General features: G+C 55.2%; 16 protein-coding genes. 7 read left to right on the forward strand and 9 right to left on the reverse strand.

What is annotated here, in order from left to right; all coding sequences use genetic code 11:
* Nucleotides 1-3 precede the first annotated feature (3 nt).
* Nucleotides 4-804 (reverse strand): MBL fold metallo-hydrolase, encoded by an 801-nt coding sequence (locus tag PGQ95_RS08255; RefSeq protein ID WP_213316029.1) that lies wholly within the window; start codon nucleotides 802-804, stop codon nucleotides 4-6.
* 177 nt (nucleotides 805-981) lie between these two features.
* On the opposite strand from PGQ95_RS08255, the gene tam reads away from it, so the two are divergent.
* On the forward strand, nucleotides 982-1,746 hold the full coding sequence (gene tam, locus PGQ95_RS08260; protein WP_430917676.1) for a trans-aconitate 2-methyltransferase: 765 nt from the start codon (nucleotides 982-984) through the stop codon (nucleotides 1,744-1,746).
* Here the strand turns inward: tam and PGQ95_RS08265 are convergent.
* Nucleotides 1,736-2,509, reverse strand: a complete 774-nt coding sequence (locus PGQ95_RS08265; RefSeq protein WP_015705335.1) for a DeoR/GlpR family DNA-binding transcription regulator — start codon at nucleotides 2,507-2,509, stop codon at nucleotides 1,736-1,738. The two genes, tam and PGQ95_RS08265, sit on opposite strands and share 11 nt — an antisense overlap.
* 221 nt (nucleotides 2,510-2,730) lie before the next feature.
* Here PGQ95_RS08265 and otnK point away from each other — a divergent pair, with 221 nt between their 5' ends.
* From otnK to denD, 5 genes are all read left to right on the forward strand, one after another.
* Nucleotides 2,731-3,999: a 3-oxo-tetronate kinase gene (otnK, locus tag PGQ95_RS08270; RefSeq protein WP_430917678.1), complete on the forward strand. Its 1,269-nt coding sequence runs from the start codon at nucleotides 2,731-2,733 to the stop codon at nucleotides 3,997-3,999.
* Nucleotides 3,996-4,625: an aldolase gene (locus PGQ95_RS08275; RefSeq protein ID WP_087860718.1), complete on the forward strand. Its 630-nt coding sequence runs from the start codon at nucleotides 3,996-3,998 to the stop codon at nucleotides 4,623-4,625. Before otnK ends, PGQ95_RS08275 begins: the two co-directional genes overlap by 4 nt.
* A complete protein-coding gene (gene otnI, locus PGQ95_RS08280; RefSeq protein WP_430917680.1) occupies nucleotides 4,625-5,404 on the forward strand; it encodes a 2-oxo-tetronate isomerase in 780 nt (259 codons plus the stop codon). Before PGQ95_RS08275 ends, otnI begins: the two co-directional genes overlap by 1 nt.
* 63 nt (nucleotides 5,405-5,467) lie before the next feature.
* Nucleotides 5,468-6,784, forward strand: coding sequence for an MFS transporter (locus PGQ95_RS08285; protein ID WP_430917682.1), 1,317 nt, complete (start codon nucleotides 5,468-5,470; stop codon nucleotides 6,782-6,784).
* Nucleotides 6,785-6,803: 19 nt separating this feature from the next.
* Nucleotides 6,804-7,787 (forward strand): D-erythronate dehydrogenase, encoded by a 984-nt coding sequence (denD, locus tag PGQ95_RS08290; protein WP_271032479.1) that lies wholly within the window; start codon nucleotides 6,804-6,806, stop codon nucleotides 7,785-7,787.
* Nucleotides 7,788-7,946: 159 nt separating this feature from the next.
* Here denD and PGQ95_RS08295 read toward each other — a convergent pair whose 3' ends face one another.
* The 7 genes from PGQ95_RS08295 to sad form a co-directional block, all read right to left on the reverse strand.
* Nucleotides 7,947-8,387: a GNAT family N-acetyltransferase gene (locus PGQ95_RS08295; protein WP_430917684.1), complete on the reverse strand. Its 441-nt coding sequence runs from the start codon at nucleotides 8,385-8,387 to the stop codon at nucleotides 7,947-7,949.
* 216 nt (nucleotides 8,388-8,603) lie between these two features.
* Nucleotides 8,604-10,055 (reverse strand): tagaturonate reductase, encoded by a 1,452-nt coding sequence (locus PGQ95_RS08300; protein ID WP_430917686.1) that lies wholly within the window; start codon nucleotides 10,053-10,055, stop codon nucleotides 8,604-8,606.
* Nucleotides 10,056-10,158: 103 nt separating this feature from the next.
* A complete protein-coding gene (locus PGQ95_RS08305; RefSeq protein WP_087860712.1) occupies nucleotides 10,159-10,698 on the reverse strand; it encodes a GNAT family N-acetyltransferase in 540 nt (179 codons plus the stop codon).
* A gap of 81 nt (nucleotides 10,699-10,779) precedes the next feature.
* Complete coding sequence (locus PGQ95_RS08310; RefSeq protein WP_430917689.1) at nucleotides 10,780-12,201, reverse strand: diguanylate cyclase; 1,422 nt, start codon at nucleotides 12,199-12,201, stop codon at nucleotides 10,780-10,782.
* A 114-nt stretch (nucleotides 12,202-12,315) separates the two neighbouring features.
* A complete protein-coding gene (locus PGQ95_RS08315) occupies nucleotides 12,316-12,684 on the reverse strand; it encodes a DUF4186 domain-containing protein (protein ID WP_087860711.1) in 369 nt (122 codons plus the stop codon).
* Nucleotides 12,684-13,610, reverse strand: coding sequence for a glutaminase B (gene glsB, locus PGQ95_RS08320; RefSeq protein ID WP_045394518.1), 927 nt, complete (start codon nucleotides 13,608-13,610; stop codon nucleotides 12,684-12,686). Before glsB ends, PGQ95_RS08315 begins: the two co-directional genes overlap by 1 nt.
* An 80-nt stretch (nucleotides 13,611-13,690) precedes the next feature.
* Entirely contained in the window at nucleotides 13,691-15,076 is a 1,386-nt protein-coding gene (sad, locus tag PGQ95_RS08325; RefSeq protein WP_430917691.1) for a succinate-semialdehyde dehydrogenase, read from the reverse strand.
* A 105-nt stretch (nucleotides 15,077-15,181) separates the two neighbouring features.
* On the opposite strand from sad, the gene ptrR reads away from it, so the two are divergent.
* A complete protein-coding gene (gene ptrR, locus PGQ95_RS08330; RefSeq protein ID WP_015705323.1) occupies nucleotides 15,182-16,060 on the forward strand; it encodes a putrescine utilization regulator PtrR in 879 nt (292 codons plus the stop codon).
* Nucleotides 16,061-16,069 lie beyond the last annotated feature (9 nt).

The following is a 16,069-nucleotide window of genomic DNA, read 5'->3' on the forward strand; positions in this document are numbered from 1 at the left end:
TTATTAAGCTAGTTGCAAAATATCGCCGGTGGCCGGTGCCTGTGCGCCGGCGAGCCACAGTTTTCCCCAAGCGCCGGTACAGTGGCAGGCCAAAATTTTCTCCACCTGCAGCTGCTGTAAATAACTTCGGACCTGCCAGACCCTGGCGACGGATGCGGCGCGCAGGTGTAGCCCACCGATCAACGCGTGGACCCGCTCAATGCCGGTGATATTCTGACAATGCCGCACGATGTTCTCTACTCCGCGATGTCCGCAGCCGCAGATGATGACCAGCCCATGGTCAGAGAGATAAATCAGGACGCCTTCATCGACGATATAATCAGGCGTTAGCGGCGAGCTGGCTAAAACGCCAAAGGATTGCGGACGGTTTACCACGATCTCGCCCGACCACAACAGCCGTTCGCTGAGAGCAAACGGCTGCCGGTAGCATTCCATGCGAAAGCGGGAATAGTCGAGCTCAAGCGAAAGTTTTTTGAGTTTGCGGACATGCCTGCCAACACTGATAGCGGCATAGCGCGGTTCGGCAAGCCGTGGATGACAGATAATTCGACTCTCTTCCGGCAGCCAGGGGACGCCGCCGCAATGATCGTAATGGCCGTGTGATAATACCGTCGCCGTCAGGTCATCCAGTGAGATCCCCATCCGCTGCGCATTCTTGAGAAAACTACCGTCCGGCCCGGTATCAAATAGCACTTTGCTGGTTTCATCTTCAAGGAGAAGGCTAAGTCCGGCTTTGGCTGTCAACGCCGGATCGGCGTGCGCCGCAAGGCGATTTTCCAGTAATATCCTGATGGTTAAGGCCATTATTTCATTCATCCCTGTTATATATGCGCAGCCAGTGTAACGAAGAAACCCTGCTATCGGTGTGATGAACGCCGCACCCTTCGCCTCGAAAAAGTGACGCCGTCACTAAAAAACAGCTTCACAACCGCAGCGTGTCCTCTATGCTGATAGACTCGGATAGTTCACTTGAGGTTATCTATGGCAGACTGGAATCCCTCGCTGTATCTGAAATTTGCTGATGAGCGCACCCGACCGGCGTCTGAGTTAACGGCGCGTATTGCGCAACAGCCGGTCAAGCTGGCTGTGGATCTGGGCTGCGGTCCAGGCAATAGCACGGCCTTACTGCGTGCAGCATGGCCTGAAGCGCGAATTATTGGCGTTGATAATTCCGACGCCATGCTGGCACAGGCGGCGCAAGCGCTTCCCGATTGTGAGTTTATCACCGCAAATATAGAAGACTGGCAGCCATCTGAGCCCGCAGACGTGATCTATGCCAACGCCTCTTTGCAATGGCTCGGTGAACATCAAACGCTGTTCCCGCGACTGGTCAGACAGTTAGCCAATAATGGGGTGCTGGCCGTGCAGATGCCGGATAACTGGCAAGAGCCCTCTCATACCCTGATGCGCCAGGTAGCGGAAGAGCTGGGATTTCCAGATAGCGGCCGACAGCCGCTCCCCAGCGTCCAGCAGTATTACGACATGCTGAGCAACAGCGGCTGCGAGGTGGATATCTGGCGCACCACCTATTATCACCCTCTGGAGTCACACCAGGCTATCGTTGATTGGCTGCAGGCGACCGGTCTGCGTCCGTATTTGCAACATCTTGATGAAGCAGAAAAGAACGTGTTTTTAGAGCGTTATCTGACGCTGTTGCAACAACACTATCCGTTACAGTGTAACGGAAAAGTGCTGTTATTGTTCCCGCGACTGTTTATTGTCGCGCGACGCCTGGCTAACGCGTAGTCGCCAGTTCGACGTCAACGTTAAGCGCATTCAGCTGATTTACCACACTGCCGCTCAGCCGGTCATCGCTGATGATGACATCAAGCTCGCTGAGCGGCAGGATCAGGTAATTCGCCATTTTTCCATATTTTGATGAATCGCTTAGCAGGATACATTTTTCACTTACCTTCGCCACGGTCTGTTTCACGATGGCTTTATTTTCGTTGGGCGTCGACAGTCCGCGCAAATTCCATGATGACGCCGAAATAAACGCGACATCGATAAACAGGTTCTCCAGCATTTTCGCCGTCAGGTGGCCAACGGTCGACTGATTCTCACGGCATAAGCGTCCGCCGGTATGGATCAATTCACATTGCCCGCGTTCAATCATCAAATTGGCAATGGCAAAATCATTGGTGATGATCAGCAAGTCCTGACGCTCAACCAGGTTTTCGGCCAGCGCGAGCGTCGTGGTCCCGGCATCCAGATAGACGGTACTGTTGGCGGGAATGTGCTTAAGCGCCGCCAGACCAATAGCCTCCTTTTCCTGGGGGAACATCAGCGTTTTATCGCGATGCGAAGGTTCGTTCAGCAGGCGGGTTCGTTGCGGCAGGGCCACGCCCCCTGATACGCTGGCCAGCACGTTAAGCTGCTCCAGGCGCTGAATATCGCGCCGGATAGTCATATGCGACACGCCCAGCGCCTCGACCAGTTCGACGACGCTGACGACCCCCTTATCTTTAATGATTTCCAGTATCTTCTCTTGTCTTTCCAACGGCAGCATCGGTTTCTCCTGATGGTGTCTCGTTATCTCATATTTTCACATTTTATCACATCACATTAGGCTGTACATCGGATTGACAGCGGCACATGGTGTGAAAAATAGATAATAAATGTTATTTATTGTGATATAGATCGCTGTATTCATCACATCAATCATTGATATTAACATTTAACAACAGATAGTACCGTAAATTAACACTCGCTGTATGAAGAGGACAGGATATGAGAGCAGGCATAATTGCCGATGATTTTACCGGCGCGACGGATATCGCCAGTTTTCTGGCCAACAACGGAATAGCGACCAGCCTGTTTAGCGGTGTCCCCGGGGAAGATTACCAGGGTGATGCTCGCGCATTAGTCGTGAGTCTGAAATCACGTTCTGTATCAGCCGAAGAATCTGTGACACTGTCACTGAATGCGTTGCACTGGTTGCAACAACAGGGGTGCGATCGCTTTTATTTTAAGTACTGCTCCACCTTCGATAGCACGATCAAGGGCAATATCGGGCCGGTAACCGATGCCTTAATGGATGCGCTAGGCGTCGCAACCACGGTTATATCCCCGGCGTTGCCCATTAACGGTCGTACGGTGTATCAGGGGCATTTATTCGTTGAAGACCGCCTGTTACAGGAATCCGGTATGCGCAACCATCCGGTCAACCCCATGGATGACAGCGATCTACGCCGTTTGATGGAACGCCAGTCTCGCGGCACATGCGCTCTTATCAATGTGCAGATTCTGGAGTCCGGCGAGGCAGCCGTGCGCGACGAGATCCAAACTTTATCCGCCTCGGGTTATCGTTATATCGCGCTGGACGCAATAAACGATAAACACCTGCAAATTCAGGGACAAGCGCTGCACGATATGAAGCTGGTTACCGGGGGTTCCGGTTTAGCTGCCGGTCTCGCGCGTAGCTGGGCCAACGCCACGGCGACGTCCCTTCCCTTTCACGTCACCACGTCAGCAGCCACCACGGTAGTATTATCCGGCTCCTGTTCTATCAGAACGCAGGCGCAGGTAGAAAAATACCGCCAACTGGCGCCAGCGCTGTCCGTGGATGTTGCAGGTTTGCTTGATAAACGTTGGACGCTTGATGAGTATTGCGGCCAGATCGTTGAATGGCTGTACCAGCAGTCTGACGCGGTCATGGCGCCAATGGTTTACGCCACCACTTCGGTCGCCGAGCTGCACAACATCCAGCAGCGCTATGGCGCCGAGCCAAGTCGGTTGATGGTTGAGGCGCTGTTTTCTCTGTTGGCAAAACAACTCGCGCAGCAAGGCGTGAGCCGGTTCATCGTCGCTGGTGGAGAAACCTCCGGCGCGGTAACGCAAGCGCTGGATATTCGCCATTTCGCTATTGGCGCCGCGGTCTCACCCGGCGTTCCGTGGATCAAGGCAGATTCCCGACCGCTTTTCCTGCTGCTCAAATCCGGCAATTTTGGCGATGACAATTTCTTTGCTCGCGCGCAGTCCGCGGAGGTTTGCGCATGAACGAGTCATCCCTACGCCAACAGATGGTGGCTATCGCACGCTCTTTCTTTAATCGCGGCTATGCAACCGGTTCGGCGGGCAATCTTTCCGTCCAGCTTGCTGACGGCACGATTCTGGCTACCCCGACGGGCTCCTGTCTTGGCGAGCTTAACGCCGAAGAATTGTCGCACGTGAACCTGAACGGTGAACTGCTCTCAGGGTTAAAACCCTCAAAAGAGGTGAGTTTTCATCTCGCGCTGTACCGCAACAATCCGCAGTGCCGCGCCGTCGTCCATCTGCATTGCCATTACCTGACGGCCTTATCCTGCCTGCAGGATCTGGATCCGGCGAATACCCTTCCGGCCTGTACGCCGTATGTGGTCATGCGGGTCGGTGAAATACCGCTGGTCCCCTATTTCCGCCCTGGCGATCCGCAGATTGGCCAATGGCTCGGTGAACGGGCCGCGCAGCATAAGGCTTTTTTGCTGGCTAATCATGGTCCGGTGGTGGTGGGTAAATCGCTACGCGATGCCGCCGACAATCTGGAAGAGATGGAAGCGTCCGCCCGCCTGTTCTTCACGTTAAAAAACAGCCCGGTGAACTATCTCGATCATCAACAACTGACTGTGCTTCGAGGAATGCAATAATGTTGAAACTAGCTGCCAATTTATCGATGTTATTCGGCGAAAATCCGCCTCTGGAGCGCTTCTCCCTGGCGGCCAGAGCCGGTTTTAATGCCGTTGAGATGTGGTTCCCTTACGAATATCCCGTAGAGACCGTCGCCCGCGAATTAGAGAAACATCACCTCAAGCTTATCGGCATTAATACTCCGGCAGGCGATACCGCACGCGGCGAATGGGGATTATCGGCTTTACCTGGCCGTGAAAAGGAAGCCCGCAAAGCCATTGATTTAGCCATTCATTATGCTGCGGCTTTGCAGTGCCCGGCGATACATGTTATGGCGGGGGTCACCGAAGGATTCGACCGGCAGCACTGTGCGGACACGTTTATTGACAACGTACGCTACGCGGCGGATCGAGCCAAAGCGCATAACATCACTATTTTGCTTGAAGGTTTATCGCCTGCCACCCGTCCGGGTTATTTATTTTCCAGCCAATACCAGGCGATGGAATATATTCGCCAGGCGGACCGCGACAATATTCGACTGCAGCTTGATATTTTCCACGCCCAGCAGGTCGATGGCAATCTAACTTATTTATTGAAAAACTATAAAGAGTATATCGGCCATATCCAGATTGCATCTGTACCGGCGCGCCAGGAGCCGATTGACGGCGAAGTAGATTATCAATGGATTTTCGCCGTACTCGAGCAGGAAAAATATGATGGTTACGTCGCCGCGGAATATAGTCCGCGCGCCGGAACGCAATCCGGACTGCACTGGGCGCAGGCCTGGTTAAATAACTAAAACCTACATAATATCAATGCCTCAGTGAGCGCCGATGCGCGCTCATTTTTTGGAGATAGAACTATGTCAAACCACTCTGCGTTGAGCCTGGAGGGCGCTGCGCCTGCCATAAATGAAGAGTTAGTGTGGAAGAAAGTTGTCCGCCGCACGCTGCCATTATTAATGATTTGCTATATTCTGGCCTATCTTGACCGGGTTAACGTCAGTATCGCTAAATTACAAATGTCGAGCGATCTGGCATTTTCCGACACCGTTTACGGTATCGGCGCGGGTATATTTTTCATCGGTTTTTTCTTTTTTGAAATTCCCAGCAATATGATCCTTCATCGCTTTGGCGCCAGACGTTTGCTTGGCGGTTTACTTATTTCCTGGGCGCTCATCGCGCCGCTGACGGCATTCGTGCGTACACCGCTGGAGTTTTATACCGTGCGCTTCTTTTTAGGCGTAGCGGAATCAGGCTTTTATCCCGGGGTAATTTTGTATCTTTCCTTCTGGTTTCCCAGCTATCGCCGCGGGCGGATGTTCGCCCTCTTCGCTACCGCCGTACCGCTTTCCGGGATCCTCGGCGCTCCGCTCTCCGGCTGGATTATGGGCCATTTTCATGAGTACGGCGGTCTCGCCGGCTGGAAGTGGTTGTACATTATTGAAGGCGCGCCATCTCTGCTGATTGGCGTGCTGGTGATATTCCTGCTGACCGACCGCATTTCTCAGGCGAAATGGCTGTCAGATGACGAAAAAGCGTTGCTCGAGGCGCGACTGCGCAGCGATGGCAGCCATAAGACCGAACAGCATGGTTCAATGCTGGCTGTATTGAGGAATCCGAAGGTTTGGTTACTAACTTTTATCTATTTCTGCCTGATTGCCGGGTTCTATACCGTCAGTTTCTGGATGCCAACGCTGATTCATAACGCCGGTGAAGGCGATGTGCTGAAAGTCGGATTGTTAACCGCTATTCCTTATGCCGCAGCGATAGTCACCATGATTGCCGCTTCGCGCAGCGCCGATAAACGCAGAGAACGTCGCTGGCATCTCGCCGCCATCGCGGTCATGAGCGGTCTGGGCATGATTATTGCGGCGCTGTTCAGCCACGATCTGGTGATTGCGATGATCGGGTTAACAATTGGCGCAGCGGGCGGATTAAGCACCCTACCACTCTTCTGGAGCCTGCCGACGGCCTTCCTTGGCGGCGCTTCCGCCGCGGTCGGTATCGCGGTAATCAACTCCTTTGGCAACCTTGCCGGCTTTGTCGCGCCGTGGATTATGGGCCTGCTCACCGATATGACCCATTCGACGCTAACCGGCACCTTAATCATCTCCGCGACGCTTTTTATCGGCGCTGCTGCGATATTCCGTATTCCTGCCCGTATGGTTAACCATTAATAATATTGAGAAAATCACCATGAATAATACATTAACGATTGCCGTCACCGGCGCCGCCGGATTTCTCGGCACCCAACTGGTCAAGGCGCTGCTTCAGCGCGGTTCGTTGAGCGGCCCGCAGGGCGAAACGCAAGAAATCGGTAAACTGATCGCTATCGACCGCGTGGCGTTACAGGGGATCGACGATAGCCGTTTACAGGTATTAACCGGCGACATCAGCGATAGCGAATGGTTACGTAGCGCGATTCCAGCGCAGGTCGATAGCGTCTTCCATTTAGCCGCCATCGTTTCAAGCCAGGCTGAACAAGACTTCGAGCTGGGGATGAAAATCAACGTTGATGCCTTCCGTCAACTGCTGGAGCATCTGCGTCAGTTGCCGAAGAACGTCAAACTGGTGACCACCAGTTCGGTGGCGGTTTTCGGCGGCGACTTACCGGAAAAAGTCAGTGATTCACAGGTATGGTTGCCGCAAAGTTCTTACGGCACGCAAAAAGCCATTTGCGATCTGTTACTGGCGGATTACAGCCGTCGCGGTTGGCTTAATGGCAGAAGCCTGCGCATGCCCACCATCGTCGTGCGCCCGGGGAGGCCCAATCAGGCGGCATCGAGTTTTGCCAGCGGTATAATCCGCGAGCCACTTAATGGAGAATCCGCCGTTTGCCCGGTCACGGCGGATACCCGTCTGTGGCTGTTGTCGCCCCGTAACGCAATTAAGGCTTTAATTCACGGGCACGAACTGGCTGAGGCACAGTTGACGGACGGTCGGGTGATTAATCTCTGCGGGCTGTCGGTCAGCGTCGAACAGATGATCGTGGCGTTGCGCCAGGTTGCCGGCAGTGAAGTCGCGCAGCGTATCACCTTCACTCCCGATGCCGCCATTGAACGCATTGTCAATTCGTGGCCCGGCGATTTCGACACGCGCTATGCTCAGCGTCTTGGGTTTAGCGCCAACCACAGCTTCAGCGAAATGATCGAAGAGTATATGGCGGATTACCTCAAATAGGTTCGGTACCCGCGGCGCCCGACGGCGCCGCTGCATGTTACCAGGGGAAGTCGTGAACCAGCGAAAGATCCCAGGCGGTGGCCAGTAACGACAGAAACATAATCAGATTAACGGTAGTTTCGATTCGTTTTTCCATGTTGCTTCTCCTGTGTCGCACAGCTAGAGCTTCATCAGATATCGAACATAATCGTCCGCAGGGGTAAATTCATCATACAGACGGCGGGCAGGATTATCGTGACGGGTGTGCCAGTACAGCCGCGACCATCCCTGAATTTTACCTTCAGCCTGCAGGGTTTGAATCAGCGTTCTCGCGACTCCCCGTCCGCGGGCTTTTGGCGCGACAAACAGATCTTCCAGATAACAGATAGTCGTCGTCACCCAGGTGCCTTCGTGCAGAACGCAAATAGCAAACCCCAGTACCTCACCATCAACCACGGCTACCCGGCCTATTACCGGAGACTGCGGATCCAGCAGACGCCGCCAGGTATGTTCGGTGACGGTGTCCGGCTGCGGGCTATTATAGAACTGCGTGTACCCCTCCCATAACGCTCGCCAGGCGCTGTAATCCCGGTCAGTAGGTTCACGTATGTCGATATTCATTGATGGGATCTCCGCACGCTAAACGTCATCGTTAAGTCATTATTTTGCTTTCTGAAAATGACTTCAAGCGCCGAGTGCACATTTCATCCCTTTCCCCGCTGCGAAGCGATGCTGGTACGATGTTACTGCAACGGCTTACAGCTAATAACAACCAGAATGTTGTAACTAATGACAGAAATTAACCCGGCTACATGCCGGGTCGCTTCAGTTGGCGTGTTAGCACAGCGGTTTTACGGCGCTGCGCATGCCGTCACGTAAGATAGCATCCAGATCGGCCGTTACCTGCGCCGTCAGTCCTGGCACCTGCGTCAGATCCTGCTGCCAGTGCGATTCTACCGACAACACCGACGTTACCAGGTCCCGCGTTGCAAGCTGGCCGTCGCGATGCTGCGCCCACAGCGTCTGAAAGCGAGCGATCCACTCCGCGTCGTCCTGAACCGGGTAGACTTCACCGTTACGCTCTCCGCGGTAGAAGGCGATCAATGCCGCCAGCGCGAAAGTCAGGCGCGGTGGCAATTTACCGCTTTGCTTCTGCCCTGCCAGCAGCTGCGGCAGGATACGTGTACGGAACTTCGTCATGCTATTGAGGGCGATGGATAAGAGTTGGTGTTTGATATAGGGATTGCGGAAGCGTCCTGTTACCGCGCTGGCGAATGATTCCAGCTCATCGCGCGGCAGATCGAGAACCGGGATAATCTCCTGATATATCGCTTTTTCGACAAATGAGCAGACTTCCGCGTCGTTCATCGCTTCACCGACGGTATCCAGGCCTGCCTGCCAGGCTACCGGCACCAGCGCGGTATGCGCGCCGTTAAGAATCGCTACCTTCCGTTCTTTATAGGGTCTGATATCGTCAACAATCAGCACGTTGAACGGTAATTTATCGAGGCGCAGTTCGGCGGCAAGCGATTTCGGTCCCTGGATCACGAACAGGTAAAAGTGCTCAGCGGTATCAAGAAAGGCGTCTTTATAGCCAAGCTGCGTTTCAATCTGCTCCGCTTCATCGCGCGGATAGCCGGTAACGATACGGTCCACCAGCGTCGAACAGAAGGTGTTCGCCTCTGCAAGCCAGGCGTCGAAAGCTGCCGGCAGCGCCCATTCATGCGCATAGCGCAGCACCAGTTCACGCAGCGCCTCGCCGTTATAATCAATGAGTTCACAAGGGATGATAACCCAGCCTTTATCAGCGGCGCCGGCAAAATGGCTGAAACGCTCATATAGCAGCCGGGTCAGTTTCGCCGGATAGCTCACCGCCGGGGCATCGTCAAAATGGTCCCCGGCATGGTAGCTGATACCCGCCTCGGTGGTGTTGGAGAAGACAAAGCGGATATCCGGATTGTGCGCCAGACGCAGAAATTCCTCATAGTCGGCGTAGGCGCTAATTTCGCGGTTTACCGAACGAATAAGACGCGCATCGCTGACTGCTTCGCCCTTTTCATTCAGTCCGCGAATAATTGTGGTGTAGAGGCCGTCCTGAATGCTCAGCGACGGCGGGAAATCGCTGGCGATGGGTCGGACGATGACCACACCAGCATTCAGGTCAGTATGCTCGTTAAGCAGGTCAATTTGCCAGTCAACAAACGCGCGCAGGAAGTTACCTTCGCCAAACTGGATGATACGTTCAGGGTACTGCGCGCCGGGGAAATCACGACGGTTTAAGGTTTTCACAATGGGTTCCCTCTTAGAGTAGTCATACAACCTGAGTAATTGGTCCAATAAGTTATCAGGTTTTATGGTTGGCGAAACCCCGTTTTGATCAAACCTCGTCGCATTATTCTGTCGCCGGGAGGATCTTATAGAACAGCGTGGTGCCCGTCATTTCCCCGTCAGGCATTAAGGCAAACTGCGGAATTTCCCCCGCTTTTTGCCAGCCACACTGCTGATAGAAGCGTTCCGCGCCGCTGCCGGTGGCGGTATCCAGCACCAGTACCGTTTTTCCGTACGCCAGTGCAATAGCCTCAAGCTCGCTCATCAGCAACCCGGCGACTCCCTGTCGGCGCGCATTTTGGTGAACCAAAAGCTTGGCGACATCGGCGCGGTGCGGCTGGTTTTCCGGCTGGTCGATAATCAACTGGACGGTCCCCACTATCTGCCGTTGTTGGTTTTCGGCCGCCAGCACAATCCGCTCACCGGCGGCGACGCTTTGCGCCATCCGCTGCCAGAAGCGCTCGCCGGTGTCCGACGAAAACGGCTGCATAAAACTGACCGAAGCCCCGCCGTTCACGCAGCTGGCGAGGATTTCATTTAATTGTGGAAGAGATTCAAGAATAGATTCACGCGTCAGCGTGCGAAGTGAAATAGGTGTGGCCATAGGTTGCTCCCTGAAAATGACCACATCACTATGTTTTTAACTAATATTTAACTCAAGCAAAAAGACCATTGGATTTTCTTATCACACGCCGTCAGGCAGCGCCTGCACGCAAACACGATTGCGCCCGGCCTGCTTGGCGTTGACTAACAGGTCATCCGCTTCCATTAGCAGCTGATTAAACAGCTCGGCGATTCGTCCTTCACCGACTTCACGGCACTGCAGGCCGAGACTCACCGTCAGGCGAATACGCTGCTGCCCCCAGGTGAACGTTTCCGATTCTATCCCCTGGCGAATTTTTTCCGCCAGCACATGGGATTGTTGAGCATTATCGAGCAGCGCCGCGACGGCAAACTCTTCCCCGCCGATACGCGCCACCATTCCCTCATCGCCCGCCAGTTCACGCACCCGCTGGGCGAACTGGGCCAGCACGCAGTCGCCGCATTCATGACCCCAGGTATCATTCACTCGTTTAAAACCATCGATGTCCAGCACCATCACCGAGAGCAGTTTATCCGTCTGCGGCGCCTGGCGTTTCAATGCTTCGCCCAACCCGGAACGAGAGTAAACGCGGGTCTGAAAATCAAAGTCAGCGCGGAGCGCCAGCTGTTTGACGAGGTTGTTGATAGCCTCGACGCTGGTCGCCACGATAACCGGGCTTATCAGCATCGCCGCCATGCCAAGACGGGTTGAAAACAGCTGCCACGGCTGCGGACGCGCATCCGGCGACAGATGGATAAGCGAGTTCGCCACCAGCAAAATCTCAGTGATACCGGTAACAAACGTCAGCAGGCAGGTCAGCGGCAACGGATAGCGAATCGCGCACCAGATCAGCGCCGGCAGCGGGAAAGTAAGGCTTCCGGCGCCGCCTACCGCCACCCCAAGCGCCATCGATAGCACCAGCGCTATTACCGGCAGTAGTTGGCTAAAGCGAAAGCGGCCCAGCACCGATGGCAGCGTCAGGGTCAGAATAAACGGCAAGATGAGGACCGCGGTCGAGAATTGCTCGCTAAACCAGTCCGCCAGTTGCGGAATAAAAGTCGCCCGTTCAACATCAACCGAGCCCAATGCGCCTACCGCGGCGCACACCAGCGCCGCCAGCAGGCAATAACAAAAAAGATTCAGAGCGTTAATTGGCCCCGGCATCGAATCGGCGCGCCGCTTATCCCACAGCACCAGCTGCGCCAGAATGACGATAAAGACGATATTGGAGAAGTTAATCAGCAGCGACGCAAAGCCCATGCCCCAACGGGAAGTCAGGCCGTCATAAACCAGCATCGCGGCAAAACAAATAGCGTAGAAATAGCTGCGATTTAGCCAGACGTAGCGTGCGAAAATACCAGCCATAACGGCATTGAGCGGCCAAAAAAACGAAAGCTCCTGCACCAGACGCAACATAGCGCCCATAAAGTGCAGCAGAATCGTCAGCGTGAATAACACCAGCGCATCGCGCACCGGTTGATCCTCGCGAAATAGCGTGAATGACCGAATCGACAGTGAAGACATTCAGTAATTATCCGTCTAATTGTTTCAGGCAATTATTATGTAAATAATTAGTTAGCGGATTATCATAGCATGAGAATATTTGTTAGGCATACTGCCATGCCTGAGCGAGACAGGTTAACGGTTGGTAATCGCGTTCATTTCCATCACCAGCCAGTGGTGAATTACCTGTACGACATAACGCTGCTCCTCGCCGCTCAGTTCCCGCCCGCGCGGGATCGCATGCCACTTTTCCAGACATCCGCGGCAGCAGGTGGCCGTGGCGTGCTGGGCGATAAATACCGGGTGCCCGCGCATCGGCGTTTGCTTACCATCATTAGCAATCTGCGCCGGAGCCAGCCTTTTGGCGATAAAATCCGCCGCGTGGCTGTCGATAACCTCCGGCCCTTTATCATAACAATACTGTCGCTCTTTCGCCCCGAGGTGGAAGCGAGAGCGGAACGTTGAACGCCCAAGCCGGGCGAACAGATTTTCCATTGCAGACATCAGAACACCGATCTTCCTAAACGTTGGGTAAGCTTCTCGAGTACAGCGATCCCCGCCAGCGAGTTACCCGCTTCATCAAGTTCCGGACTCCACACCGCTATCGCCATCTCCTGCGGCACAATCGCCACAATGCCGCCGCCGACGCCGGATTTTGCCGGCAGCCCGACACGCCAGGCGAACTCTCCGGCGTTCTGGTACATGCCGCTGGTCATCATCAGCGCATTAACCTGCCGCGACTGAATCGGCGCGATAACCGGGTCCGCCAGATGCGGGGCAATCCCCCGATCGGCGAGAAACAGGAAGGTCCGCGCCAGTTCGACGCAGCTCATCTCAAGCGAGCAGTAGTGGAAATAGTTTTGTAGCACCGTGGCGACATCATTATGGAAATTGCCGAAAGATTTCATCAGCCAGGCGATGGCGGCATTACGCGCGGAGTGTTCGAACTCGGAGCGTGCGACCACTGAATCATAGGCAATATCGTCCACTCCGCTCAGCCGACGCACGATCTCCAGCATTCTCTGACGCGGCGCGCTCAGGCGGCTTTGCAGCATGTCGCAGACCACTAACGCCCCGGCGTTGATAAAAGGATTACGCGGTTTGCCCTGCTCGATTTCCAGCTGTAGTAAGGAGTTAAAGGGCTGGCCGGAGGGATCTTTACCGACGCGTTGCCAGATCTCCTCTTCCTGATAATGGTTCATCGCCACCACCAGACTTAGCACTTTCGAGATAGATTGGATCGAGAAGCGTTCGTGGGCATCGCCGGCGCTATAGTGCTGCCCATCAACCGTACAGATGGCGACGCCAAGTTTATTGCCGCTGACGCGCGCCAGGGCAGGAATGTAGTCCGCTACCTTGCCGCGCCCTATCAGCGGCCTGATTTCTGCCAGAACGGCATCCAGCATTGCATTATTAATAACCGTCGCCACACTCGGCTCCTTGCCCACCATCGAAATTCGGGTGGCGAGTATAGCAGAGCGTGACGACGGACGTCAGGCGCTAACGTCGATTAGCGACGGTCTTTCCATACGGTTTGAATATTGCAAAACTCATGCAAACCGAAATGCGACAGTTCCCGACCAAAGCCGCTCTTCTTCACGCCGCCGAACGCCACGCGAGCATCGCTGGCGCTGTAGCCATTGATAAACACCCCGCCGCACTCCAGACCACGAGAAAAGCGCTCCGCTTCCGCGCTGCTTGACGTAAAAACGGTTGCCGAAAGGCCAAACTCGCTATCGTTAGCCAGTTCAAGGGCATGGGCCGCGTCGCGGGCTTCGCTGATGGTAGCCACCGGACCAAACAACTCCTGACGGAAACCGGTCATCTCCGGGGTAACGTTGGCCAGCACCGTTGGCGCGTAGTAGTTGCCGGCGCCGGCGATTTTCTCGCCGCCAAGCAATAAGGTCGCCCCTTCCTTCAGCGTGGCTTCAACCTGCTGATGCAGTTCGTCACGCAGATCGAAACGCGCCATCGGGCCGATGTAATTTTGCTCGTCGCGCGGGTCGCCCATTTTCAGCGCCGCCACGGCGTCCACGAATTTTTTAGTAAAAGCGTCGGCAATACCCGCCTCAACGATAAAGCGTTTCGACGCCGCGCAGACCTGCCCGCTGTTCTGATAACGGCCGACAACGGCGGCTTTCACCGCTTCGTCCAGATCGGCATCGTTGAGCACGATAAAGGGATCGGAACCACCGAGTTCCAGCACGCATTTTTTCAGCGCTGCGCCGGCCTGAGCGCCGATTGCCCGCCCGGCGCGTACGCTACCGGTCACCGTGACCGCTGCGATACGATCATCATTGATAATTTGCGAGACGCCTTCATTGGTGGCGTTGATCCAACCAAAGACGCCCGTCGGCAGTCCCGCTTCGGCAAACAGTTCGCCCAGCAGCTGCGCGCTGCCCATCACGTTCGGCGCGTGTTTCAGCAGATAACTATTTCCTGCCAGCAGAATCGGTACCGCGCCGCGCAGAACCTGCCATACCGGGAAGTTCCACGGCATCACCGCCAGTATCGGCCCCAACGGCCGGTATTCAATCACCGCCTTATTATCTTCTACCTGGGTGGCTTCGGTCGCCAGCATCGCCGGGCCATGTTCGGCATACCAGTCGCAGAGGTTGGCTGACTTACTCACTTCACCGCGCGCCTGGGCGATGGGCTTACCCATTTCAAGGCTGATCATTTGCGCCAGTTCTTCACCGCGGGCGCGCATTGCGCTGCCGACTTTACGCAGTGCGGCGGCGCGATCGGCGACCGTTACCTGGCGCCACTGGCGAAAACCCTGTTGCGCCTGGGCAATGGCTGAATCTACTTGTTGTTCGGTTGACCACGGCAGAGACGACACGACTTCACCAGTGGTCGGGTTAACGGAAACCGCATGGGTGGCAGATAAATTCATGGTTATTCTCTCTGTAGGGATTGCGAAGTGTGGATAGTGTGGCCTACCCTTCCTTTCATTGAAAATGAATAATATTAAGCAAAGCATTCACAAAAGAAGAATACTATGGACCTTACCCAACTTGAGATGTTTAACGCCGTCGCCAGTACCGGCAGTATTACCCAGGCCGCGCAGAAGGTGCACCGCGTCCCGTCGAATCTGACCACCCGTATTCGCCAACTGGAGGCCGACCTCGGCGTCGAGCTATTTATTCGCGAGAACCAACGGCTGCGTCTGTCGCCCGCCGGGCACAGCTTTTTACGCTACAGCCAGCAAATCCTGGCGTTAGTCGATGAAGCGCGGATGGTGGTCGCCGGCGATGAGCCGCAGGGGCTGTTTTCCCTCGGCTCGCTGGAAAGCACCGCTGCGGTGCGCATCCCAACCACGTTAGCCCTTTTCAACCAGCGCTACCCGAAAATCCACCTGGCGTTGTCCACAGGCCCTTCCGGCACCATGATTGACGGCGTGCTGGAAGGCGCGCTCAGCGCGGCGTTTGTCGACGGGCCGCTGGTTCATCCCGGTCTGGAGGGGCTACCGGTGTTCCCGGAAGAGATGATGATCGTCGCCCCTTATGGCCATGCCCCGGTAACCCGCGCCAGCGAGGTCAACGGCGCGAACGTCTACGCATTTCGCGCCAACTGCTCCTACCGTCGTCATTTTGAGAGTTGGTTTCACGCCGACCGCGCGACCCCCGGAAGGATCCATGAGATGGAGTCCTATCACGGCATGTTAGCCTGCGTAATCGCTGGCGCCGGGTTGGCGCTTATCCCACGCAGTATGCTGGAGAGTATGCCAGGGCATCAGCAGGTTTCCGCCTGGCCGCTCGCCGAAGAGTGGCGCTGGCTGACGACCTGGCTTGTGTGGCGACGCGGCGCGAAGACGCGCCAGCTGGAGGCATTTATTGAATTGCTGAACGAGGATCGTCAGGCGGCTAGCGCGACATGATGGCCGGAC

The organism is Klebsiella sp. 141240 (assembly GCF_050600805.1).
GTDB classification, from domain to species: domain Bacteria; phylum Pseudomonadota; class Gammaproteobacteria; order Enterobacterales; family Enterobacteriaceae; genus Klebsiella; species Klebsiella aerogenes.